The sequence below is a fragment of the Micrococcus sp. 63XJN7_8_ISO-PGPR-S23-253 genome, from assembly GCF_056173425.1.
The window spans coordinates 1,259,126-1,278,122 of sequence record NZ_CM149673.1 but is presented as its reverse complement, the minus strand read 5'-3'; the positions used below and the strand labels follow the sequence as shown (position 1 = coordinate 1,278,122).

At 73.9% G+C, this 18,997-nt stretch carries 17 protein-coding genes, 4 tRNA genes and 1 riboswitch; of the genes, 10 read left to right on the top strand and 11 right to left on the bottom strand.

Features of this window, described 5'->3' with window-relative positions; translation table 11 throughout:
* Nucleotides 1-9 precede the first annotated feature (9 nt).
* From thrS to pgsA, 3 genes are read left to right on the top strand one after another with little or no spacing between them, the layout of a single operon-like run.
* Nucleotides 10-2,028: a threonine--tRNA ligase gene (gene thrS, locus AC0VX4_RS05875; RefSeq protein ID WP_004167591.1), complete on the top strand. Its 2,019-nt coding sequence runs from the start codon at nt 10-12 to the stop codon at nt 2,026-2,028.
* A complete protein-coding gene (locus AC0VX4_RS05870) occupies nt 2,025-2,705 on the top strand; it encodes an HIT family protein (RefSeq protein ID WP_004167588.1) in 681 nt (226 codons plus the stop codon). The genes thrS and AC0VX4_RS05870 overlap by 4 nt, the downstream gene beginning before the upstream one ends.
* The gene (gene pgsA, locus AC0VX4_RS05865; RefSeq protein ID WP_004167587.1) at nt 2,705-3,316 is read left to right on the top strand and encodes a phosphatidylinositol phosphate synthase; all 612 of its coding nucleotides are present in this window, start codon (nt 2,705-2,707) and stop codon (nt 3,314-3,316) included. Before AC0VX4_RS05870 ends, pgsA begins: the two co-directional genes overlap by 1 nt.
* Nucleotides 3,317-3,340: 24 nt before the next feature.
* Here the strand turns inward: pgsA and ybaK are convergent, their stop codons facing one another.
* The 3 genes from ybaK to AC0VX4_RS05850 are packed head-to-tail and all read right to left on the bottom strand — an operon-like array spanning nt 3,341 to nt 5,255.
* Nucleotides 3,341-3,859, bottom strand: coding sequence for a Cys-tRNA(Pro) deacylase (ybaK, locus tag AC0VX4_RS05860; protein WP_004167586.1), 519 nt, complete (start codon nt 3,857-3,859; stop codon nt 3,341-3,343).
* A 7-nt stretch (nt 3,860-3,866) separates the two neighbouring features.
* The gene (locus tag AC0VX4_RS05855) at nt 3,867-4,325 is read right to left on the bottom strand and encodes a SufE family protein (RefSeq protein ID WP_004167585.1); all 459 of its coding nucleotides are present in this window, start codon (nt 4,323-4,325) and stop codon (nt 3,867-3,869) included.
* Between the two features lie 36 nt (nt 4,326-4,361).
* A complete protein-coding gene (locus AC0VX4_RS05850) occupies nt 4,362-5,255 on the bottom strand; it encodes a sulfurtransferase (RefSeq protein ID WP_004167584.1) in 894 nt (297 codons plus the stop codon).
* Between the two features lie 223 nt (nt 5,256-5,478).
* Between AC0VX4_RS05850 and zapE the strand changes: the two genes are divergently transcribed.
* Nucleotides 5,479-6,534: a cell division protein ZapE gene (zapE, locus tag AC0VX4_RS05845; RefSeq protein WP_004167583.1), complete on the top strand. Its 1,056-nt coding sequence runs from the start codon at nt 5,479-5,481 to the stop codon at nt 6,532-6,534.
* 68 nt (nt 6,535-6,602) lie between these two features.
* Here the strand turns inward: zapE and AC0VX4_RS05840 are convergent, their stop codons facing one another.
* Genes AC0VX4_RS05840 through AC0VX4_RS05825 form a run of 4 tightly spaced genes read right to left on the bottom strand, consistent with a single transcriptional unit; the run spans nt 6,603 to nt 12,002 of the window.
* Nucleotides 6,603-8,438 carry an IucA/IucC family protein gene (locus AC0VX4_RS05840; RefSeq protein ID WP_004167581.1) on the bottom strand — a complete coding sequence of 612 codons (1,836 nt, stop codon included), beginning with the start codon at nt 8,436-8,438 and terminating at the stop codon, nt 6,603-6,605.
* Entirely contained in the window at nt 8,435-9,079 is a 645-nt protein-coding gene (locus AC0VX4_RS05835; RefSeq protein WP_196488451.1) for a GNAT family N-acetyltransferase, read from the bottom strand. The genes AC0VX4_RS05840 and AC0VX4_RS05835 overlap by 4 nt, the downstream gene beginning before the upstream one ends.
* 5 nt (nt 9,080-9,084) lie before the next feature.
* On the bottom strand, nt 9,085-10,410 hold the full coding sequence (locus tag AC0VX4_RS05830) for a lysine N(6)-hydroxylase/L-ornithine N(5)-oxygenase family protein (RefSeq protein WP_036334558.1): 1,326 nt from the start codon (nt 10,408-10,410) through the stop codon (nt 9,085-9,087).
* Nucleotides 10,407-12,002, bottom strand: a complete 1,596-nt coding sequence (locus tag AC0VX4_RS05825) for a pyridoxal phosphate-dependent decarboxylase family protein (RefSeq protein WP_004167578.1) — start codon at nt 12,000-12,002, stop codon at nt 10,407-10,409. The genes AC0VX4_RS05830 and AC0VX4_RS05825 overlap by 4 nt, the downstream gene beginning before the upstream one ends.
* Before the next feature lie 161 nt (nt 12,003-12,163).
* Here AC0VX4_RS05825 and AC0VX4_RS05820 point away from each other — a divergent pair, with 161 nt between their 5' ends.
* Nucleotides 12,164-13,054, top strand: coding sequence for a siderophore-interacting protein (locus AC0VX4_RS05820; protein ID WP_049147987.1), 891 nt, complete (start codon nt 12,164-12,166; stop codon nt 13,052-13,054).
* A gap of 97 nt (nt 13,055-13,151) precedes the next feature.
* On the opposite strand, the gene AC0VX4_RS05815 is transcribed toward AC0VX4_RS05820, so the two are convergent.
* The 4 genes from AC0VX4_RS05815 to AC0VX4_RS05800 form a co-directional block, all read right to left on the bottom strand.
* A tRNA-Gly gene (locus AC0VX4_RS05815) sits at nt 13,152-13,228 on the bottom strand.
* 28 nt (nt 13,229-13,256) lie between these two features.
* Nucleotides 13,257-13,328: transfer RNA gene (locus AC0VX4_RS05810), tRNA-Val, on the bottom strand.
* 58 nt (nt 13,329-13,386) lie between these two features.
* Nucleotides 13,387-13,457 (bottom strand) — tRNA-Cys (locus AC0VX4_RS05805).
* 18 nt (nt 13,458-13,475) lie between these two features.
* Nucleotides 13,476-13,549, bottom strand: a tRNA-Gly gene (locus AC0VX4_RS05800).
* 158 nt (nt 13,550-13,707) lie between these two features.
* Here AC0VX4_RS05800 and AC0VX4_RS05795 point away from each other — a divergent pair.
* Genes AC0VX4_RS05795 through rpe form a run of 5 tightly spaced genes read left to right on the top strand, consistent with a single transcriptional unit; the run spans nt 13,708 to nt 18,682 of the window.
* On the top strand, nt 13,708-14,697 hold the full coding sequence (locus tag AC0VX4_RS05795; protein WP_004167576.1) for a PD-(D/E)XK nuclease family protein: 990 nt from the start codon (nt 13,708-13,710) through the stop codon (nt 14,695-14,697).
* A complete protein-coding gene (gene def / locus AC0VX4_RS05790; RefSeq protein ID WP_004167575.1) occupies nt 14,694-15,269 on the top strand; it encodes a peptide deformylase in 576 nt (191 codons plus the stop codon). The genes AC0VX4_RS05795 and def overlap by 4 nt, the downstream gene beginning before the upstream one ends.
* Nucleotides 15,266-16,366 (top strand): methionyl-tRNA formyltransferase, encoded by a 1,101-nt coding sequence (locus AC0VX4_RS05785; protein WP_004167574.1) that lies wholly within the window; start codon nt 15,266-15,268, stop codon nt 16,364-16,366. The genes def and AC0VX4_RS05785 overlap by 4 nt, the downstream gene beginning before the upstream one ends.
* Entirely contained in the window at nt 16,363-17,994 is a 1,632-nt protein-coding gene (locus AC0VX4_RS05780) for an RsmB/NOP family class I SAM-dependent RNA methyltransferase (protein ID WP_475464117.1), read from the top strand. Before AC0VX4_RS05785 ends, AC0VX4_RS05780 begins: the two co-directional genes overlap by 4 nt.
* Nucleotides 17,995-18,010: 16 nt before the next feature.
* Entirely contained in the window at nt 18,011-18,682 is a 672-nt protein-coding gene (gene rpe, locus AC0VX4_RS05775) for a ribulose-phosphate 3-epimerase (RefSeq protein WP_004167572.1), read from the top strand.
* Nucleotides 18,683-18,776: 94 nt separating this feature from the next.
* Nucleotides 18,777-18,921: riboswitch (FMN riboswitch) on the top strand.
* The last annotated feature ends 76 nt before the right edge of the window (nt 18,922-18,997 follow it).

Genomic DNA, 18,997 nt, shown 5'->3' with positions numbered 1-18,997 from the left:
AGGAGCACCGTGTCGGAGCCGAAGAACATCCTGCTGACCGTGGACGGAGAGCTGCGGGAGGTGACGCACGGCACCACCGGCCTCGACCTCTTCCGCGAGAAGCCGACCACCGCCGTCATGCGGGTGGACGGCCTGCTCTGGGACCTGGCCCGCGAGATCCCCGCCGGCGCGTCCGTCGAGTCGGTGGACATCACGGAGCCCGAGGGCCTCGAGGTGCTGCGGCACTCCACCGCCCACGTGATGGCCCAGGCCGTGCAGCAGCTGCGCCCGGGCGCCAAGCTCGGCGTCGGCCCGTACATCACGGACGGCTTCTACTTTGACTTCGACGTCGACGAGCCCTTCACCCCCGAGGACCTCAAGCAGATCTCCTCGCTCATGCAGAAGATCGTGAAGTCCGGCCAGACCTTCCGCCGCCGCGTCGTGGACGAGGAGACCGCCCGCGCCGAGATGGCGGACGAGCCCTACAAGCTCGAGCTGCTCGGCAAGAAGGACGCCGCGGACACCGCCGGCGAGGGCGCCTCCGTGGAGGTCGGGGCCGGGGAGATCACCGTCTACGACAACGTGGACCGCAAGACCGGCGACGCCGTGTGGTGCGACCTCTGCCGCGGCCCGCACCTGCCCTCCACCAAGCTCATCGGCAACGGCTTCGCGCTCACCCGCTCCGCCGCCGCCTACTGGCTCGGCAACGAGAAGAACAAGCAGCTGCAGCGCATCTACGGCACCGCCTGGGCCAGCAAGGACGACCTCAAGGCCTACCAGGAGCGCCTCGCCGAGGCCGAGCGCCGCGACCACCGCAAGCTCGGCGCCGAGCTGGATCTCTTCTCCTTCCCGGACGAGCTCGGCTCCGGCCTGCCCGTGTTCCACCCGCGCGGCGGCATCATCCGCAAGGAGATGGAGGACTACTCCCGTCGGCGCCACACCGAGGCCGGCTACGAGTTCGTCTACACCCCGCACATCACCAAGCAGCACCTCTACGAGGTGTCCGGCCACCTCGACTGGTACGCGGACGGCATGTTCCCGCCCATGCACATCGACGAGGTCCGTGATCCCGAGACCGGCGAGATCACGCGCCAGGGGCAGAACTACTACCTCAAGCCGATGAACTGCCCCATGCACAACCTGATCTACCGCTCCCGGGGCCGGTCCTACCGTGAGCTGCCGCTGCGGCTGTTCGAGTTCGGCTCCGTGTACCGGTACGAGAAGTCCGGCGTGGTCCACGGGCTCACGCGCGTGCGCGGCATGACCCAGGACGATGCCCACATCTACTGCACCCGCGAGCAGATGAAGGAGGAGCTGACCACCACGCTCAACTTCGTCCTCGACCTGCTCAAGGACTACGGCCTCAACGACTTCTACCTCGAGCTCTCCACCAAGGACCCGGAGAAGTTCGTCGGCTCCGACGAGATCTGGGAGGAGGCCACCCGCACCCTCGCCGAGGTCGCGGAGGCCTCCGGTCTGCAGCTCGTCCCGGACCCGGGCGGCGCCGCGTTCTACGGCCCGAAGATCTCGGTCCAGGCCCGGGACGCCATCGGCCGCACGTGGCAGATGTCCACCATCCAGCTGGACTTCAACCTGCCCGAGCGCTTCGACCTCGAGTACCAGGCCGCCGACGGGACCCGTCAGCGCCCCGTGATGATCCACCGCGCCCTCTTCGGCTCCATCGAGCGCTTCCTGGGCGTCCTCACCGAGCACTACGCCGGCGCGTTCCCGGCCTGGCTCGCCCCGGAGCAGGTCGTGGCCATCCCCGTGGCCGAGGCATTCAACGACTACCTGGACGACGTCGTCGCGAAGCTGCGCGCCGAGGGGATCCGGGCGCGCCTGGACGACTCCTCGGACCGCTTCCCGAAGAAGATCCGCACGGCGGCCAAGGAGAAGGCGCCGTTCGTGCTGATCGCCGGCGGCGAGGACAGGGAGGCGAACGCCGTGTCCTTCCGCTTCCGCGACGGCACCCAGGACAACGGCGTGCCGGTGGAGGAGGCGATCGAACGCATCGTGAAGGCGGTGCGCGAGCGCGAGGTCACCCCATGACCAGCCCCGGCACCGGCGGATCCGACGCGCGGGCGCAGGCCCGCGCGTCGGCGGACGCCGCCGCCATGGACGGCTTCGAGCTGCCCGGCGCCCCGGACGCCTTCGAGCGGTTCTGGAACGCCCACCGCATGGCGTACGTCTCCAAGGGGACGGGCCAGGTCAAGGACGAGCACACCTGCCCGTTCTGCGCGGCCCCGCAGCGCGACGATGAGGACTCCCTCATCGTCCACCGCGGCCGCACCGCCTACGTGGTGCTGAACCTGTACCCGTACAACCCCGGTCACCTGCTCGTCTGCCCCTACCGCCACGTGCCCCTGTACACGGACACCACCACGGAGGAGGCCGCCGAGATGGCGGAGCTGACCCAGACGGCGATGCTCGCCCTCGGCCAGGCCGCCGACGCGTCCGGCTACAACCTCGGCATGAACCAGGGGGCGGTGGCCGGCGCCGGGATCGCGGCCCATCTGCACCAGCACGTGGTGCCGCGGTGGACCGGCGACGGCAACTTCCTGCCGATCATCGCCCGGACCAAGAACATGTCGCAGACCCTGGGGGAGACCCGGCAGATCCTCGCGGACGTCTGGGACCGGGCCGCCCAGGACCACGCCGCGCGCCAGGCGGCCAACGCCCGTGCCGCGGCCGAGCATCCTCGCCCAGGGGCCGGAGACCCCGCCTGATGCTGGACCGTCACGCGCGCGACCTCACCACCCGCCTGTTCACCCCGGTGGCCCGTACGCTCCTGCGGGCCGGGGTCAGTCCGGACACCGTGACGGTCGTGGGCACGCTCGGCGTGAGCCTGGGCGCGCTCGTGCTCTTCCCCCTGGGGCACCTGTTCTGGGGCACGCTCTTCATCACCGCGTTCGTGTTCTCGGACCTGGTGGACGGGATCATGGCGCGTGAGGCCGGGTCCACCGGCCGCTGGGGCGCGTTCCTCGACTCCACCCTGGACCGCGTGCAGGACGCGGCCGTGTTCCTCGGGCTGTGCCTGTGGGGCTTCGGCGTCGGCGCCGCACCCGCGGTCGGCGCGCTCTCCGGCGCCTGCCTCGCCCTGGGCATGCTCGTCTCCTACGTGCGTGCCAAGGCGGAGGCCCTCGGCTGGAACGCGCACGTGGGCATCGCCGAGCGCGCCGAACGGCTCGTGGCCACCCTCGTGGTCGCCGGTCTCACCGGCCTCGGTCTGCCCCCGGTCGTCCTGGCCGTCACCTTGGGGCTGCTCGCCGCCGCCTCCTTGGTCACCGTCGGCCAGCGCATGGCCGTGGTACGCCGCCAGGCACGCGACGACTCCTGACCGGCCCGCCGCCGAACCCGCCCGTCAGCCCGCCGCGATCTCCGCGACGACGGCGCCCGTCACCTGCACGAGGTCGGCGGGCGCGATCTCCACATCCAGGCCGCGTTGCCCGCCGGAGACGTACATGAGCTCCGCGTCGAGAGCGGAGGAGTCCAGGACGACGGGGTGGGGCCGGCGCTGGCCCAGGGGCGAGACGCCGCCCCGCACGTAGCCGGTCCGGCGTTCGACGACGGCCAGATCGGCCAGGGCGAGCCGCTTGACGCCCAGCACCGCGGCGGCGGCCCGCAGGTCCAGTTGGCCGGACACGGGCACCACGCATGCGGCGAGCGCGCCGTCGGGGTCCGCCACCATCAGCGTCTTGAACAGGCGCTCGGCGGGCACGCTCAAGGCCCGGGCGACCTGGACGCCGAACCGCTCGCCGCCGGCGTCGAGGGCCACGTCGAAGGTGTGCAGCCGGTACGGGACCCCGGCGGCCTCGAGGGCGGCGACGGCCGGCGTGGCCGCCCCGTGCCGGGCGCCGCGATCCTTCTTGCGCTGGCCCACGGCGGACTCAGGCGATCCCGGCCTGCTCGCGCACGTTGCGCTTGATGCGGCCGAGCATGGCGGACATGCCGCGCAGCCGCAGGGGGGTGAGGGCCTTGGCCAGACCGAGGCGGGTGGGGATGTCCTCGGGCACGTCGAGGACCTCGAGGGCGCTCAGCCCGTCCAGGCCCTGGGTGAGCACGGAGGCGAAGCCGCGCGTGGTGGGCGCCTCCGGGGGAGCGGTGATGAAGAGGCGGACCGGGGCCTGCGGGCCGGGCTCCCCCTCGAGCTCGACAGCCAGGAACAGCGGGGTCTGACACTCCACGACCTGCTCCATCTCGGCCTCGTGGCCGTCGTAGCGCTCCGGCAGCGCCGGCAGCTCGTCCGAGAACTCCAGCAGCAGCTCGAGCTTCTCGGGATCGGGCACCCCGGCGAAGTCGTCGATGATCTCGGCCAGGGCGGCGGGCACGGCGTGGTTCTCGGTCATGGTGTCCCAGTCTAGTGATCCACGCCGTGCCGGGGCTCAGCGCGCGGGGGCCTCGCCCGGCTCTTCGCCGACGGCGATCGGCAGGCGCACGGCGTTGCCCCACTCGGTCCAGGAGCCGTCGTAGTTGCGGACGTCCTCGTGGCCGAGCAGGTACTTGAGCACGAACCAGGTGTGGGAGGACCGCTCGCCGATGCGGCAGTAGGCGATCACGTCGTCGCCCTCCTGCAGCCCGGCACCGGTGCGGTAGACCTGCTCCAGCTCGGCGCGGGACTTGAAGGTGCCGTCCTCGTTGGCCGCGGACGCCCACGGCACGGACGCCGCCGTGGGGATGTGGCCGCCGCGCAGGGTGCCCTCCTGCGGGTAGCCGGCCATGTGCGTGGTCTCGCCCGTGTACTCGGGACGGGAGCGGACGTCGATCAGCGGGGTGGTCCCGATGGCCTTGAGGACGTCCTCGCGGGCGGCGCGCTCGGTGTGGTCGTCACGCTCGATCACCGGGTACTCGGCCCGGGCCACGGTCGGGACCTCGCGGGTGGTCTCGCGTCCCTCCGCGATCCACTTGTCACGGCCGCCGTCCATCAGGCGCAGGTCCTCATGGCCGTAGAGGGTGAACACCCACAGGGCGTAGGCGGCCCACCAGTTGGACTTGTCGCCGTAGAACACCACCGTGGTGTCCCGGGAGATCCCCTTGGAGGCGGCGAGCTCGGCGAAGGCCTCGGGGCCGACGAAGTCGCGGCTGACGGGGTCGTTGAGCTCGGTGTGCCAGTCGACGCGCTGGGCGCCGGGGATGTGGCCGGTGGAGTAGAGGAGAGCGTCCTCGTTGGACTCGAGGACCACGACGTCCTCGTCGCCGACATGGTCGGCGACCCACTGCGTGGACACCAGCTTCTCGGGGTGGGCGTACTCGGAGAACTTCGCGGCGGTATCGGTCATGGCACTGCCTTCCTTCGCGTCGGGGCGGGCCCGCACGGGCCCGGGGCGGGCGGCACGACGACGGCGGGTTCCGTGTCCGTGCCCTGCGCGCCAGATTACGGCACGTCGGTGTCACGTAAGAGGGTAGGGGCCCCTCAGTCCGGGACACGCGAGGTCACATGGGTCGGGTCCACGGCCCGATAGCATGGCCCGGAATCCCCGTCGTCGACCCTGGGAGTGTCCCGTGGCTCAGATCGTCCACCTCGCCGACCGTTCGCCGCAGGTCACCCCGGACCAGCTGCTGGCCGGCTTCCACCCGTCGTACCGCTTCGGGACGGTGTCCTTCGACACCTACATCCCGGACCCCGCGCACCCCTCGCAGGCACAGGCCGTGGAGCGGCTGCGCCGGTTCGCGGCAGACCTCGGCCGGGGCGGCTCGGGCGGCGGGTTCCTCGGCGGCCTGTTCGGCGGGAAGAAGCGGGCGGCGGGGCCGGCCGGCATCTACCTCGACGGCGGCTTCGGCGTCGGCAAGACCCACCTGCTGGCCTCGACGTGGCACGCGGCCCCCGGGCCCAAGGCGTTCGGCACGTTCGTGGAGTACACCAACCTCGTGGGCGCCCTGTCCTTCCGCAAGGCGGTGGACCAGCTCAAGGAGTACACCCTCGTGTGCATCGACGAGTTCGAGCTCGACGACCCGGGGGACACCGTGCTGATGTCCCGGCTCATGCGCGAGCTGGCCGACGCCGGCGTGCGCCTGGTGGCGACATCCAACACCCTGCCGGGCTCGCTCGGCGAGGGGCGCTTCGCGGCGCAGGACTTCAAGCGCGAGATCCAGGTCCTGGCCGACCAGTTCGAGGTCATCCGCGTGGACGGCGAGGACTATCGCCACCGCGGCCTCTCTGCCGCTCCGTCGCCGCTGGACGACGCCGCCGTCGAGGCCACCGCCCAGGAGAACTTCCCCGACGCGGGCGTGCTCGCCGTGGACGACTTCGCGGACCTCACCGCGATGCTCTCCCGCGTGCACCCCTCCCGCTACCGCGAGCTCGTCAAGGACGTGGACGTGCTCGCCCTCCACGACGTGCACACCATCACGGAGCAGGCCACGGCCCTGCGCTTCGTGGTGTTCGCGGACCGCCTGTACGACAAGGACGTGCCCGTCCTCGCCTCCGGCGTGCCCTTCGACGCCCTGTTCACGCAGGAGATGATGCACGGCGGGTACATGAAGAAGTACTTCCGCACGGTCTCCCGCATGACCGCCCTGGTCCGGGAGGGCCAGACGGGCGTGGCCGAGCACAAGTGAGCCACCGCCCCTGACCGGCACGACGACGGCGCGCACCGAGGCGGGTGCGCGCCGTCGCCGGCCTACGCTCATGCCGCGGCGTCCTGCCGAAGCTCCGCCAGCGCGCGGCGCAGCGGTGCGGCCACCGGGTTGGCCAGGCGACCGGCGTAGAGCAGCGAGCCCGACGGGTCCGTCAGGTCCACCATCTGCGTGGCGTTCCGCAGCTGCAGCCGGTTCAGGCACGAGTGCGCGAAGTCCTCCGCGTCCAGGCCGAGGCGCCCCACATCCGCGACCCCCAGGGCCGTGTACTCGGCGAGGACCCGCCCCACCACGGCGTAGAACTCCTCCGCCGGCAGCAGGGCGTCCGCGTCCATCACGTCGGCCAGATGGCGCAGCACGCCGTCCAGCATGTCCGTGAAGAAGGAGAGGGAGAGGTCCTCGTCGGTCAGGTCGATGCGGATGCGCCGGGTCTGCTCCGTGAGCGGGACGCCGTCCGCGCCGACCACCACCTCCTCCCCGATGTCCTTGAGGAAGGCGCCGGTGACCCGTCCCTCACGCAGGCGGAGCACGATGTTCTCCCCGTGGGGCATGAACACGGTCGAGTGGGCGGCGGCCAGATGCACCAGCGGGGTCACGTAGGCCGTGAGCACCCCGTGCAGCCACTGCGCCGCTGTCAGCCCCGAGCGCTCGACGAGCGCCCCCGCCACGGAGCGGCCCTCGCCGTCCCGGTGCAGCAGCGCCGCCATGGTCATGACCCGCTCGCCCTCCGCCAGGCGCGGCAGCGGACTCTCCCGCCACAGGGCGGCGAGCATCTTCGTGCGAGGACCCTTCGAGCCCACGGCATGGAAGGCATCCCCGGTGTACCCGGCCGAGGCGTACTCCCGCAGCACCCCGAAGCCCCACCCCGCGAGCAGGGGGTCGGAGTCCACGAGGTCGGCCACCACCGCGTTGATCGCCGGGGTGACGGACATGTAGGCGGGGGAGAGGCCGCGCACGAACCCCATGTTCTGCACGGACAACGCCGTCTTCAGCTGCGGGGCGTGCGGGTCGCTCGCGTTGAACAGGGTGCGCACCGCCTGCATGGCCGTGAACGCGTCCGGGTCCTCGCCCACATGCACCAGCCGCCCCGCGGCGAGGTCGGGGGCGAACGCCACCTGGATCCGGTGCTCCCACTGCCACGGGTGCACCGGGATCAGCGTGTACGCCTCCGGATCGACGTCGAGCGCCGCCGCCCGCTTCGCCCACAGACCCGCCACCGCCTCGGTGATCGGCGCGGGCAGCGCCGGCACGGCGGCGCCCGCGCTCGCGGTCTCGGGCCAGGTCCACCGTCCCCCGAGCTCGGAGGGGAACGCGAGCCACACCGGGTGCAGCGCCTGCCCGCCCTCGGGAGCGAACATCGCGTATTCCGCGGCCCCCCAGCCGATGCGCCCGTTGGTGGCCACGAAGCCCGGGTGCCCCTCGCTCATGGCGGCCTCCACCGTCGTGTAGTCCGCGTCCACCAGGTCGGCGGCGGACGGGCGCTCGCCGGCCAGGGTGTGGCACCGGGCGGCGAAGGTGGAGGCGAGCTCCTCGAGATAGACGTCCAGCGCCTCGCCGGCCAGCCCGAGCACCTCGGCCGCGTCGAGGACGAAGCGGTCGACGGCCACCGCGTCCGGATCCCCGGCACGGCACACCGAGTCCGGATCCACGCCGAGGTGCTCGAGCGGGAGGGCACGCGCGGTGAACGTCCACCGCACCCCGCCCAGGGTGAGCGTGTAGGCGTGGCGGCCGGCGTCGTCGACCCGCGCGCCGCGCACCGGCGCGAACAGCCGCTCATGGGTGAACTCGCGGATCGCCTTGGCGACGAGCAGCCGGTGGGCGCGCCGGGCGGTCGGCGCCGTCAGCGCGTCCAGGCGGGACGGGGAGGACGGAGGGACGGTGGTCATGCGGACACATGCCTGTCGGGGGTGAGGAGGAGCGGGGGCTCGGGGAGGGTGAGGTCCAGCCCGGCGGCGAGGACGCCGATCCGGCTGACGGCGAAGGACTCGGGCGTGGCGATCGAGAGCATCGCCGTCTTGGATCCCAGCGCCACGGGCCCGAGCTCGGTGAACCCGGCGGCCAGGTTCTTCGCCCGGATGGCGGCGTTGCGCTCGTCCGGCTCGACGACGACACGCCGCGCCCCCGGCTGGGCCAGGCACCAGCGCACCACCGCGGCCATCACCAGGTCCGTGGTCCCGGGCACCGGGGTGTCCGTCGGGGCGACGAGCACGTGCAGGCCGACGTCGCCGGGCGCGCCCGCATACCGTCCGGCCAGCTCCGAGTGGGCCGGGTCGTAGACCTCCACCAGGAAGGTCGCGGTCCCGTCCACGAGCCCCACGTGCGCGTGGTGGTGCGGGTGCGCGGCGATCGCCTCGTACTCGGCCACGACGTCGGCCAGGCCCGCCTCCGTCATCTCCCAGTACACGGCGTGCGGGGACGTCACCCACCGGTGCAGCAGCGGATGGTCCTGCGCGCCCACGGGACGGAGCTCCACACGACGGGCCGCGCTCGCGGCCGCACCGTCCACGGTGGTCTGCGGCGGCGTCACGGCGCTCACCGGACGCCCGCCGCGACGGCGCCGAAGTCCTGGAACGCGATCGACTCGGCCTGCGCGTAGACCTCGCGGCCGGCGATCGTGCTGAGGATGCGGCCGCTGTGCTCCGCCGCCATGCCCAGGTCCGGGCCGGTGAGCCCCAGGGGCTGTTCGGCGGTGTTGTGCACGAAGATCCGGCGGCCGCTCACGTCGATCGCGTGGTCCGCGTTCGCCGTCGTCCGACCGTCCTCCGCGCGCAGCAGGTGCCGCACCGGCTCCAGGAACGGATGGTCCGGGTGGCGGTAGCCCGTGCCCGCGACGACACGGTCCACCACGTGCCGCCCGGTCACCCCGGTCTCCTCGTCGCGCAGGGTGACCTCCACCCGGGGCGCACCCGGGCCCGCGACCAGGCGGGCGTCCGTCACCGACGTGCCCGGCCACAGCCGGGCCGGGTCCAGCGGACCCACCTGGCGCTCGTACAGCGCGTGGTAGACGTCCTCGATCGTGTACTCGCTGATCCCCTTGTACAGGGACCGGTGGGACGCGTTGATCTCATCCCGCCGCGCCCGGGGCAGAGTGGCGAAGTGCCGCTCATAGTCCAGCGAGGTCAGCTCGAGCGTGAGCTGGCCGACCTCCATGCCGAAGAACCGGGGTGAGCGCGTGACCCACGTGAGGTCCGGGTGGCCCGCGTTCAGCAGGTCCAGGGCGCACTCCGCCGCCGACTGGCCGCTGCCCACCACCAGGACCGACCCGGCCCCGGCGATGTCCTCGCGACGGCCCATGTACTCACCCGTGTGCACCACGGGGGACGCGCCGACCCGGGCCGACTCCTCCGCGACGCGCGCGAGCGGCGCGGGCAGGGACGGCACCGTGCCCGTGCCCACCACCACGTGGTCGGCCCGGTGCGTGCTGGTCCCGGCCGCGGAGGCCGCCTCCACCACGAACTCGTCCGCCTGATCGTCCCACCGCACCGCCGTCACCGTGGTCGCGTAGGCGATGCCGGGCAGCTGGGCTGCCACCCACGCGCAGTAGTCTGAGAACTCCCGCCGCAGCGGGTACCAGGAACCCCGGATGTAGAAGCGGTGCAGCCGGCCCATCGCCTTGAGATACGCCAGGAACGAGTACGGGGAGGTCGGGTCCGCGAACGTCACCAGGTCCGCGAGGAACGGCACCTGGATCTGCGCGCCCGGCAGCATCATGCCCGGGTGCCACACGAACGCGTCGCGGCTCTCCACCACCTCCACCTCGACGTCGGGCAGCGGGTGGGCCAGCGCGGCCAGGCTCAGGTTGAACGGGCCCAGCCCGATCGCGAGCACGCGGCGGGGGGACGTGGACGCCGGGCTCATGCGCACACCCGCTCTCCGTGCTCGTCCACGCGCGCCGCGGACGGACGTGGCCCCGCCGAAGCGGGGAGCGTGCAGGACACGGCGACCGACGGGCCATGCGGACGGGTCCGCGCCACCCCGCGCCACCGATGACGGCTCGCCCGCACCGCGTCGACGTGCCGCAGCGCCGCCTCCTCCACGACGTCGACCAGCTCCTCCAGCTCGCCCGAGGTGACCGCGGGGTTCAGGATCGTGAACTTCAGATGGGGCACCCCGTCCACCACCGTCGTCGCGATCAGCGCGCGCCCGCCGGCCACGAGCTCCCGGTGCGTCGCCGCCTGCACCGCCGTGCACTCCTCCTCCGACAGTCCCTCGGCCCGCACCCGGAACAGCACTGTCACCAGCGTCGGATCCTCCAGCACCGCGAACGTCGGCCGGGCCCGCAGGATCCCGCACGCCTGCCGCGTGCGTTCGCGCGCCCCCGCGAACAGGGACACCACCGCCTCGGCCCCATGCTCACGCAGCGTCAGCCACAGCTTGAGCGAGTCGAACCGGCGGCTCGTCTGCAAGGACCGATCCGCCAGGTTCGGATGGACGCTGTCCTCCGGGTTCAGGTAGTCCGCATGCACCGTCACATGGCGCAGGCTCTCGGCGTCCCGCACCACCAGCGCGCTGCAGGCCAGCCCCACGTAGAACGTCTTGTGGAAGTCCATCGTCACCGAGTCCGCACGGTGCAGCCCCGGCAGCTCGTGGCGCGTCGCCGCGCTCGCGGCGAGGATCCCGCCCACGGCCGCGTCCGCATGGACCCACATCCCGTGGCGTTCGGCGACGTCGGCGATGGCCGGCAGCGGGTCGATGGCGCCGCGGTCGGTGGTCCCCAGCGTCGCGACGACGGCCATCGGCACGGCACCGGCGGCCACCTCACGTTCGACCGCCTCGGCCAGGGCCCCGGGGTCCAGACGCCCGGCGGCGTCGGTGGGGACGACGACCACGGCGTGGCGACCCAGCCCGAGCAGGCCGGCTGCCTTGGCGATGCTGTAGTGCGTGGCGGCGCTGACGAAGACGCGCAGCGAGCCGAGCACCTCGGCGGGCAGGTCGGCGAGCCCGGCGTGGCCGGTGAGGCGCTGCACGGCGCGGCCGCGGGCCAGCGTCATGGCCTGCAGGTTGGAGGCCGACCCTCCGGAGGTGAAGACGCCGTCGCCCGCGGCGAACCCGCACCAGCGTCCGACCTCGGCCAGGAGCCGCTGCTCCATGAGCGCCGCGGAGCGGGCCTGGTCCCAGGACTCGACCGCCGTGTTGAGCGCCCCGAGCACGGTGTCCGCTGCGGTGCTGGAGAGCAGGACCGGGCAGTTGAGGTGAGCGGCATAGCGCGGGTGGTGGTAGGCGGTGGTCTGGTGGGCGTAGAGCTCCGCGACCTCGGCGAGGGCGTCGTCGAGGCTGCCCGTCGGCTGCGAGAAGTTGACGGCGCCGACGGCGTCGGCCAGGTGCGTCGACGGGGTGTCCGGGTGGACCCCCGCGCGGTCGTAGGCGGTGTCGACGGCCACCCGGGCCGCCCTGCCGGTGGCGTCGAGGTAGGCGGCGGGATCGCCGAGTCCGAACAGGCGAGGGAGCATGGGAGGGCCTTCCGTGAGGGGGTCGTCGGCTCCGGGCGGCGTGCGCCACGGACGTCCCGCACAGTAGGGAAGCCTTACCTAAGAAAGCAAATACGCAACAATGACGTGACGTATTCAAAGGGAGGACTCCAGCAAAGGTGAGGCTCACCTATGCTGACCGGATGACGAGCTCCTCCGTCCTCCCCCCGCCTGCCGCCCGTCCCTCGCGTGTCGAGGCCCTGCAGATGAAGGCCTACCGCGGGCTCGCGGCCCTCGGCCAGGCGATGCCCGTTGACCGCGACGAGTATCCGCAGTGGACCATGACGGTCCGCGCCACGTGGCTGCTCGCCCCCCGGCTGCGTCGTCTCACGTTCGCCGCGGAGGAGTTCCGCACGTTCACCCCGCAGGGCTGCGACGAGTACTTCGGGCTGCTCACCCCGCCCCCGGGGCGGGCGCTCGTGATGCCCGATCCCGCGGCGCTCAATGCGCGGCGAGCGGTCGGGCGGATCCCCGAGGACGTGCGGCCGGATCTGCGGTGGTACACGGTCGCCGAGCACCGGCCCTCCGTCGGTGAGATCGACGTCGACGTCGTCGTGCACGACCATGCGGGCCCCGCCGGCACGTGGGCGCGCACCGCACGTCCGGGCGACGTCGCCGGCTTCCGCACCGGGACGGGCGCCTATCGTCTGCCGGCGGCGGGGGAGTCGCACCTCGTGGTGGGGGACGAGACCGCAGTCCCGAGCATCGCCGCCGCCCTCGCCGCGCAGCGTCGCACGCCGCGCGGGGGCCGGATGGACGTCGTCCTGGAGGTGCCCGGCCGTGACCACGTCCCCGCCCTCGAGGTCCCGGAGGGCGCCACGCTCACGGTCCTGCACCGCGGAGACGCCGTGCCGGGCGCCCTGCTCACGCCGCACCTCGAGGACCTCCCCGCCGCGCCCCGCGACCACGTGTGGGCGTGCGGCGAGCAGTCGCTCGCGACGGCGGCGCGGCGGGTGATCGTCCGCCGCGGCATCGCACCGAAGCGCGCGATCATGTTCAGCGGCTACTGGCGGGTGGACGGCCCGCGGCTCTGATCCCGTCCGACGGTCGGCGTCCGTGCTCCGAGCACGAGGCCGACCGCACGCCCCGGAACGACGAAGGGCCCCTCCGTCAGGAGGGGCCCTTCGTGTGTGGAGCGGATGACGAGATTCGAACTCGCGACCTCCACCTTGGCAAGGTGGCGCTCTAGCCAACTGAGCTACATCCGCCTGAGTCGATCCTCACGGATCGTCTCCGTGCGCGATACTGGGTTCGAACCAGTGACCTCTTCCGTGTCAGGGAAGCGCGCTACCGCTGCGCCAATCGCGCTCGTCCACCTCCGAGGAGGTGATGAACATGCCGCCACTCCCGGTCGGAGAAGCCTGCGAGGTCGGGACGGGATTCGAACCCGCGTATACGGCTTTGCAGGCCGCTGCCTCGCCTCTCGGCCACCCGACCAGGGGTGAAGGTTGAGCGAGCGGATGACGAGATTCGAACTCGCGACCTCCACCTTGGCAAGGTGGCGCTCTAGCCAACTGAGCTACATCCGCGTGTCGGTGCCGCCGGGATCGGCTCGTCCGAGCCGCTCACCTGCGTTTTCCAACGAGAAAGAACTCTAGGCCATCTCCGCCCGGATGCAAAATCGGCGTCGGCAGGCGTGTCGGGCCACTCCGTCGGGGGTCCGTGGACCCTGCCAGAATGGCTGACCATGACCCAGCCACGCCTCGCGCATCAGACCCCCCACGGACGCATGTACGCGCGCTCCCTCTCGGGCCTGCCCGAGGTCCCGTCCATCACCACCGTGATCGGCATGGAGAAGACGGACCTGGACGGCTGGGTCGGGTGGATGGCGGCCCAGTCCGTGACCCAGGATCCGCGCCTGGCGGAATCCGTGGGCTCCGCGGCGCGCCTGAAGCAGGTGGCCCGGCAGTCCGCCGACGCCGCCGCTCGCTACCGGGACGCCGCGGCCGAGCGCGGGGACCGCGTGCACGACTACGCCGAGCAGGTCGCCCAGCGTGCCCTCGGCCGCCCCCACACCATGGCGGAGGCCCGGGCCCGACTGATCGAGCATGGCGAGGGCGCCTACGCGGACCGCTTCGACGAGTGGTGGGACCTCTACGACGTCCGGCCGATCGCGGCCGAGATCACCGTCTGGAACCACACGGTGGGCTACGCGGGCACGCTGGACCTCGTCGCCCGGATCGGTGGCCGGCTGTGCCTGATCGACTACAAGACGAAGGGCACGGGGCGGGACGGACGGGTCAAGGCGCTCGACCCCAAGGTGGTCATGCAGCTGACTGCCGGCCTGAAGGCGGAGGAGTCCCTGGTGGACCCCGAGGCCGGCACCTGGGAGGAGTGGCGGCACGGTCAGGCCGAGATGCTGCTCGGCGTCGCCCTGGGGGAGACCGAGGTCGCCGTGCATCAGGCGAACCCGGGCGTGCTGCCCCGCCACTGGCACAAGTTCTGGGCCCTGCGCCAGGTCTGGAGGCACGCGCAGGCCGTGGACGACGCCGGACCTGCGCTCCGCGTCATCGGCCCGCCTCCGCCGTCGGTCCCGGCGTCGGCGGCCACCGGCCTGCAGGCCGTGCGCGCCGCGGCGTTCGGCGGCGGCTCCCACGCCGCCCCGGACGTGGCGCCCGACGGGTCGTCGTCGCGCCCGGCGTCCGCCGCCGAGGGCGGCGATAGGGTGACGGCGTGACCGTCCTGCCCGTCCGCACCGTCCCCGACCCCGTCCTGCGCACCGCCGCGTCGCCCGTCCCCGCGGGGGCGGACGTGCGCGCCCTCGTGACGGACATGATCGCGACGATGCACGCCGTCGGGGGCGTGGGCCTGGCCGCGCCCCAGGTGGGCGTGGGTCTGCGCGTCTTCGTGTTCGACGTCGCCGGCGTCGCCGGGCATGTGGTCAATCCCGTGCTCGAGACCGCCGGGCAGGCGCTGCGGGAGCCGGGCGAGGGGTGTCTGTCCGTGCCGGGGCTGCGCTACCACCCGGCGCGCGCCGCCGAGGCCGTCGTCCGCGGCACCGACGTGGACGGGAACCCGGTGGAGCACCGGGGGACCGGCCTGCTCGCCCGCTGCCTCCAGCACGAGACCGACCACCTCGACGGGATCCTCTACGTCGACCGTCTCGACGGCGAGGAACGCCGTGAGGCCCGCCGCCGCATGCGCGCCGGCGAGGTGGACCGCGCCGCTCGCCGCATCGGGGCCGCGCGCGCGGCCGCCGTCAGCTCGGCCTTCGGCGCCCCCGCCGCCGGAACAGGAGCCGCCCGATGACCGCCCCGACACCCCTGCGCGTGCTCTACGCCGGCACGCCCGAGACCGCCGTGCCCGTGCTTCGCGCCCTGCTCGACTCACCCCACGAGGTCGTCGGCGTGCTCACCCGGCCGGACGCCCCGGTCGGGCGCCGGCGGGTGCTGACCCCGTCGCCGGTCGCGGTCGTGGCCGAGGAGGCGGGCCTGCCCGTGCTCAAGGCCGACCGACTCCGCGGACCCGAGGGCGCCGATGCCCTCCAGGCGATGCGCGCGCTGGAGGCGGACGTGGCCGTCGTCGTCGCCTACGGGGCCCTCGTGCCCGCCGAGGCCCTGCAGATCCCGCGCCACGGCTGGCTCAACCTGCACTTCTCCGCGCTGCCGGCCTACCGCGGTGCCGCCCCCGTCCAGCGCGCCGTGATGGCCGGGGAGACCGAGATCGCCGCCGACGTGTTCCAGCTCGAAGAGGGCCTGGACACCGGACCCGTCTTCGCCCGCCTCACCCGCCCCGTCGCGGCCGACGAGACCGCCGGGGCCGTGCTCACCGACCTCGCCGAGCGCGGCGGCCCGCTCGTGATCGACGTGCTCGACCGCCTGGCGGACGGCACCGCGACGGCCACGCCCCAGCGCGGCGCACCCACCCACGCGCCGAAGCTCACGGCCGCAGACGGCCTGGTGGACCCCGCCCGCCCGGCGGCCGAGGTGGCCGCCCGGATCAACGGCGTCACCCCCGAGCCCGGCGCCTGGGGCTGGCTGACCGCGGGCGACGGCGCCGCCCCGGCCCGCTTCAAGCTCGACGGCGTCGCCCCGGTCCGCGCCGGCGACGACGGCTGGCCCCCCGCCCTCGACGCCGCGGTTCCCGGGCAGATCCTGGTGGCCGCGAAGGCCGCCTGGCTGCGCACCGCCGGGGGGGCCGTCCGGCTCTCCCGCGTCCAGCCGGCGGGCAGGAAGCTGATGCCGGCCGCCGACTGGGCGCGCGGCGCCGCCGCCGGGGCCGCGCTGCTGGCCGGGGAGGAGCTCGCCGACCACGAGGCGCAGGTCCGTCAGGAGGCCGCCGCCCGGGCGGCGGCACGCGAGGCCGCGCGGAACACCGCGGCACAGGACGAGGAGGCACGCGCATGAGCCGCGAAGGACAGCCAGGACGGGGCCGGGGCGAGCGAGGCGCCCGCGGGGAACGCGGCCGCGCACCCCGGTCGGACGCCCAGGACCGCCGCGACGCGCAGGGGCGCACCCGCAACCGGGGTCGCTCCGGCGCCGGGCGGAAGTACTCGGCGCAGGCGCCGTCGCAGCGCTCCCGCACCTCCGACCCGGCGCGCCGCGTCGCGTTCGGGGTGGTCCGCGCCGTCCACGCCGAGGACGCGTACGCGAACCTGGTCCTCCCGGCGCGCATCCGCCAGGCCCGCCTCGACCGGCGCGACGCCGGCTTCGCCACCGAACTCGCCTACGGCACCCTGCGCGGCCTCGGCCTGTACGACGCGATCCTGACCCGCTGCGTGGACCGCCCGCTCGAGAAGATCGACCCACCCGTGCTCGATGCCCTGCGGCTCGGCGCCCACCAGCTGCTGGGCATGCGCGTGCCCGCCCACGCCGCCCTCGACGCCACCGTCTCCCTCGTGCGGGCCGAGATCGGGGCCGGCGCCTCCGGGTTCGTGAACGCGGTGCTGCGTCGGGTCGCCGAACGGCCCCTCGAGGAGTGGCTGGCCGACGTCGCCCCCGCCGACGGCGGCGACGCCGCCCTGGCCGTCCGCGCCTCGCACCCGGTGTGGATCGCCCGCGCGCTGCGCCAGGCCTTGGCTGCCCACCGCGGCACTCGCCACATCGCCGACCGCGACGCCGAGCTGGCCGCCCTGCTCGAGGCGGACAACGCCCCGCCCGTGGTCAACCTCGTCGCCCTGCCCGTGGCCGGTGGGGCCGAGGCGCTCGCCGCGGCCCTCGACGACGGTGCCGAACCCGGGCGGCTGGCCCCGGACTCCGCCCTGCACTCCGGCGGCGACGCCGGCCGCCTGGCTGGGGTGCGCGAGGGCGTGCTCCGCGTCCAGGACGCCGGCTCCCAGCTCACCGCCCGGGCGCTGGCCCAGGCACCCGTCCCCGCGGCCGCGGGGCGGGCCGAGCGCTGGCTCGACCTATGCGCCGGCCCCGGCGGCAAGGCGGCCCTGCTGGCCGCCCTCGCCGCCGAGCGGGGTGCGACGCTCGTGGCCAACGAGGTCGCCCCGCACCGCGCCGACCTCGTCCGGCAGGCACTTGCCGCCGTGCCCGCCGACGCCTGGACCGTCCGGGTCGGGGACGGCCGCACGATCGCCGACGCCCCCGAGGCGGCCTCGGCGTTCGACCGCGTCCTCGTGGACGCCCCCTGCACCGGCCTCGGTGCGCTGCGCCGTCGCCCCGAGTCGCGCTGGCGCCGCACCCCGGCCGACCTCGCCGAGCTCACCGGCCTGCAGGCCGAGCTGCTCGACGCGGCGGTCACCGTCCTGGCCCCCGGCGGGGTGCTCGCCTACGTGACCTGCTCCCCGCACGTCGCGGAGACCGTCGTCCAGGTCCAGGACCTCGTGCGCCGCCACCCCGAGCTGGAGCTGCTCGACGCCGGCACCGCCCTCGACGCCGTCGCGCTCGACGATCTGCGCCTGGACGAGGCCGAACCCGCCGGCGGGCCGGAGCCGGGCGACGTGGTCGCCCACACGGCCCAGCTCTGGCCGCACCGGCACGGCACCGACGCCATGTTCCTGGCCCTGCTGCGCGCCCCCGGCGCCTGACCGAGAGGACCCGACCATGACCGCCCACGCCCCGCGCCTGCACCCCTCGATCCTGTCCGCGGACTTCGCCCGCCTCGCCGACGAGCTGGCCCGCATCCCCAGCGCGGACGCGGTGCACGTGGACGTCATGGACAACCACTTCGTCCCGAACCTCACCCTCGGCCTGCCCGTGGTCGAGGCGATCCGACGCGCCACGGACCTGCCGCTGGACCTCCACCTGATGATCGAGGATGCCGACCGCTGGGCGCCGGGCTACGCGGAGGCGGGGGCCGAGTCCGTCACCTTCCACGCCGAGGCCTCGGCGGCGCCCGTCCGGCTGGCCCGCGAGCTGCGCGCGGCCGGAGCGAAGGCCGGCATGGCGCTGCGGCCGGCGACCGCGGTCGAGCCCTACCTGGACATGCTCCCGGAGCTGGACATGCTCCTGCTGATGACCGTGGAGCCCGGCTTCGGGGGGCAGGCGTTCCTCGACGTCGTGCTGCCGAAGATCCGCCGGGCCCGCCGCGCCCTCGACGGCGGGCCCGTCCCGCTGGCCCTCCAGGTCGACGGCGGCGTGAACCGGGAGACCATCGAACGCGCGGCCGAGGCCGGGGCCGACGTGTTCGTGGCCGGCTCCGCGGTGTTCGGCGCCGAGGACCCCGACGCCGCCCTCGTCGGCCTGCGCACCGCCGCCGCCCGCGCCTGCCACTGAGCCCGGAGACGCGGTCGCCCGGCCGCCGCGCCGGACGTCGCCCGGCGTCGTCCGTCGTCCCCGGCCGGCCGGGCGTGCGATACTGCTGGACAGCAACGTGCTCCGAGATGCGGTGGAAGTCCGCACCGGCGGTGACAGCCCGCTAACCGCGCGGCCCGTCCTCATCCGAGGCGGTGCCGAGCGGCCTGACCGGTGGAATTCCGGTGCCGACCGTACAGTCGGGATGGGAGAGGCACGCGGCGGAGCCGTTCCGCGCCCTGCGCGGGAGGGCTGCGGAGCGCACCCCTCGGAGTCCCGATCCGAGGAGGTGGCGTC

Excerpts from the sequence above, each read along its gene's own strand:
- AC0VX4_RS05870 (WP_004167588.1), top strand. The coding sequence starts at position 2,025 with ATGACCAGCCCCGGCACCGGCGGATCCGACGCGCGGGCGCAGGCCCGC.
- pgsA (WP_004167587.1), top strand. The coding sequence starts at position 2,705 with ATGCTGGACCGTCACGCGCGCGACCTCACCACCCGCCTGTTCACCCCG.
- AC0VX4_RS05855 (WP_004167585.1), bottom strand. The coding sequence starts at position 4,325 with ATGACCGAGAACCACGCCGTGCCCGCCGCCCTGGCCGAGATCATCGAC.
- AC0VX4_RS05850 (WP_004167584.1), bottom strand. The coding sequence starts at position 5,255 with ATGACCGATACCGCCGCGAAGTTCTCCGAGTACGCCCACCCCGAGAAG.
- AC0VX4_RS05840 (WP_004167581.1), bottom strand. The coding sequence starts at position 8,438 with ATGACCACCGTCCCTCCGTCCTCCCCGTCCCGCCTGGACGCGCTGACG.
- AC0VX4_RS05830 (WP_036334558.1), bottom strand. The coding sequence starts at position 10,410 with ATGAGCCCGGCGTCCACGTCCCCCCGCCGCGTGCTCGCGATCGGGCTG.
- AC0VX4_RS05825 (WP_004167578.1), bottom strand. The coding sequence starts at position 12,002 with ATGCTCCCTCGCCTGTTCGGACTCGGCGATCCCGCCGCCTACCTCGAC.
- AC0VX4_RS05820 (WP_049147987.1), top strand. The coding sequence starts at position 12,164 with ATGACGAGCTCCTCCGTCCTCCCCCCGCCTGCCGCCCGTCCCTCGCGT.
- AC0VX4_RS05795 (WP_004167576.1), top strand. The coding sequence starts at position 13,708 with ATGACCCAGCCACGCCTCGCGCATCAGACCCCCCACGGACGCATGTAC.
- AC0VX4_RS05785 (WP_004167574.1), top strand. The coding sequence starts at position 15,266 with ATGACCGCCCCGACACCCCTGCGCGTGCTCTACGCCGGCACGCCCGAG.
- AC0VX4_RS05780 (WP_475464117.1), top strand. The coding sequence starts at position 16,363 with ATGAGCCGCGAAGGACAGCCAGGACGGGGCCGGGGCGAGCGAGGCGCC.
- rpe (WP_004167572.1), top strand. The coding sequence starts at position 18,011 with ATGACCGCCCACGCCCCGCGCCTGCACCCCTCGATCCTGTCCGCGGAC.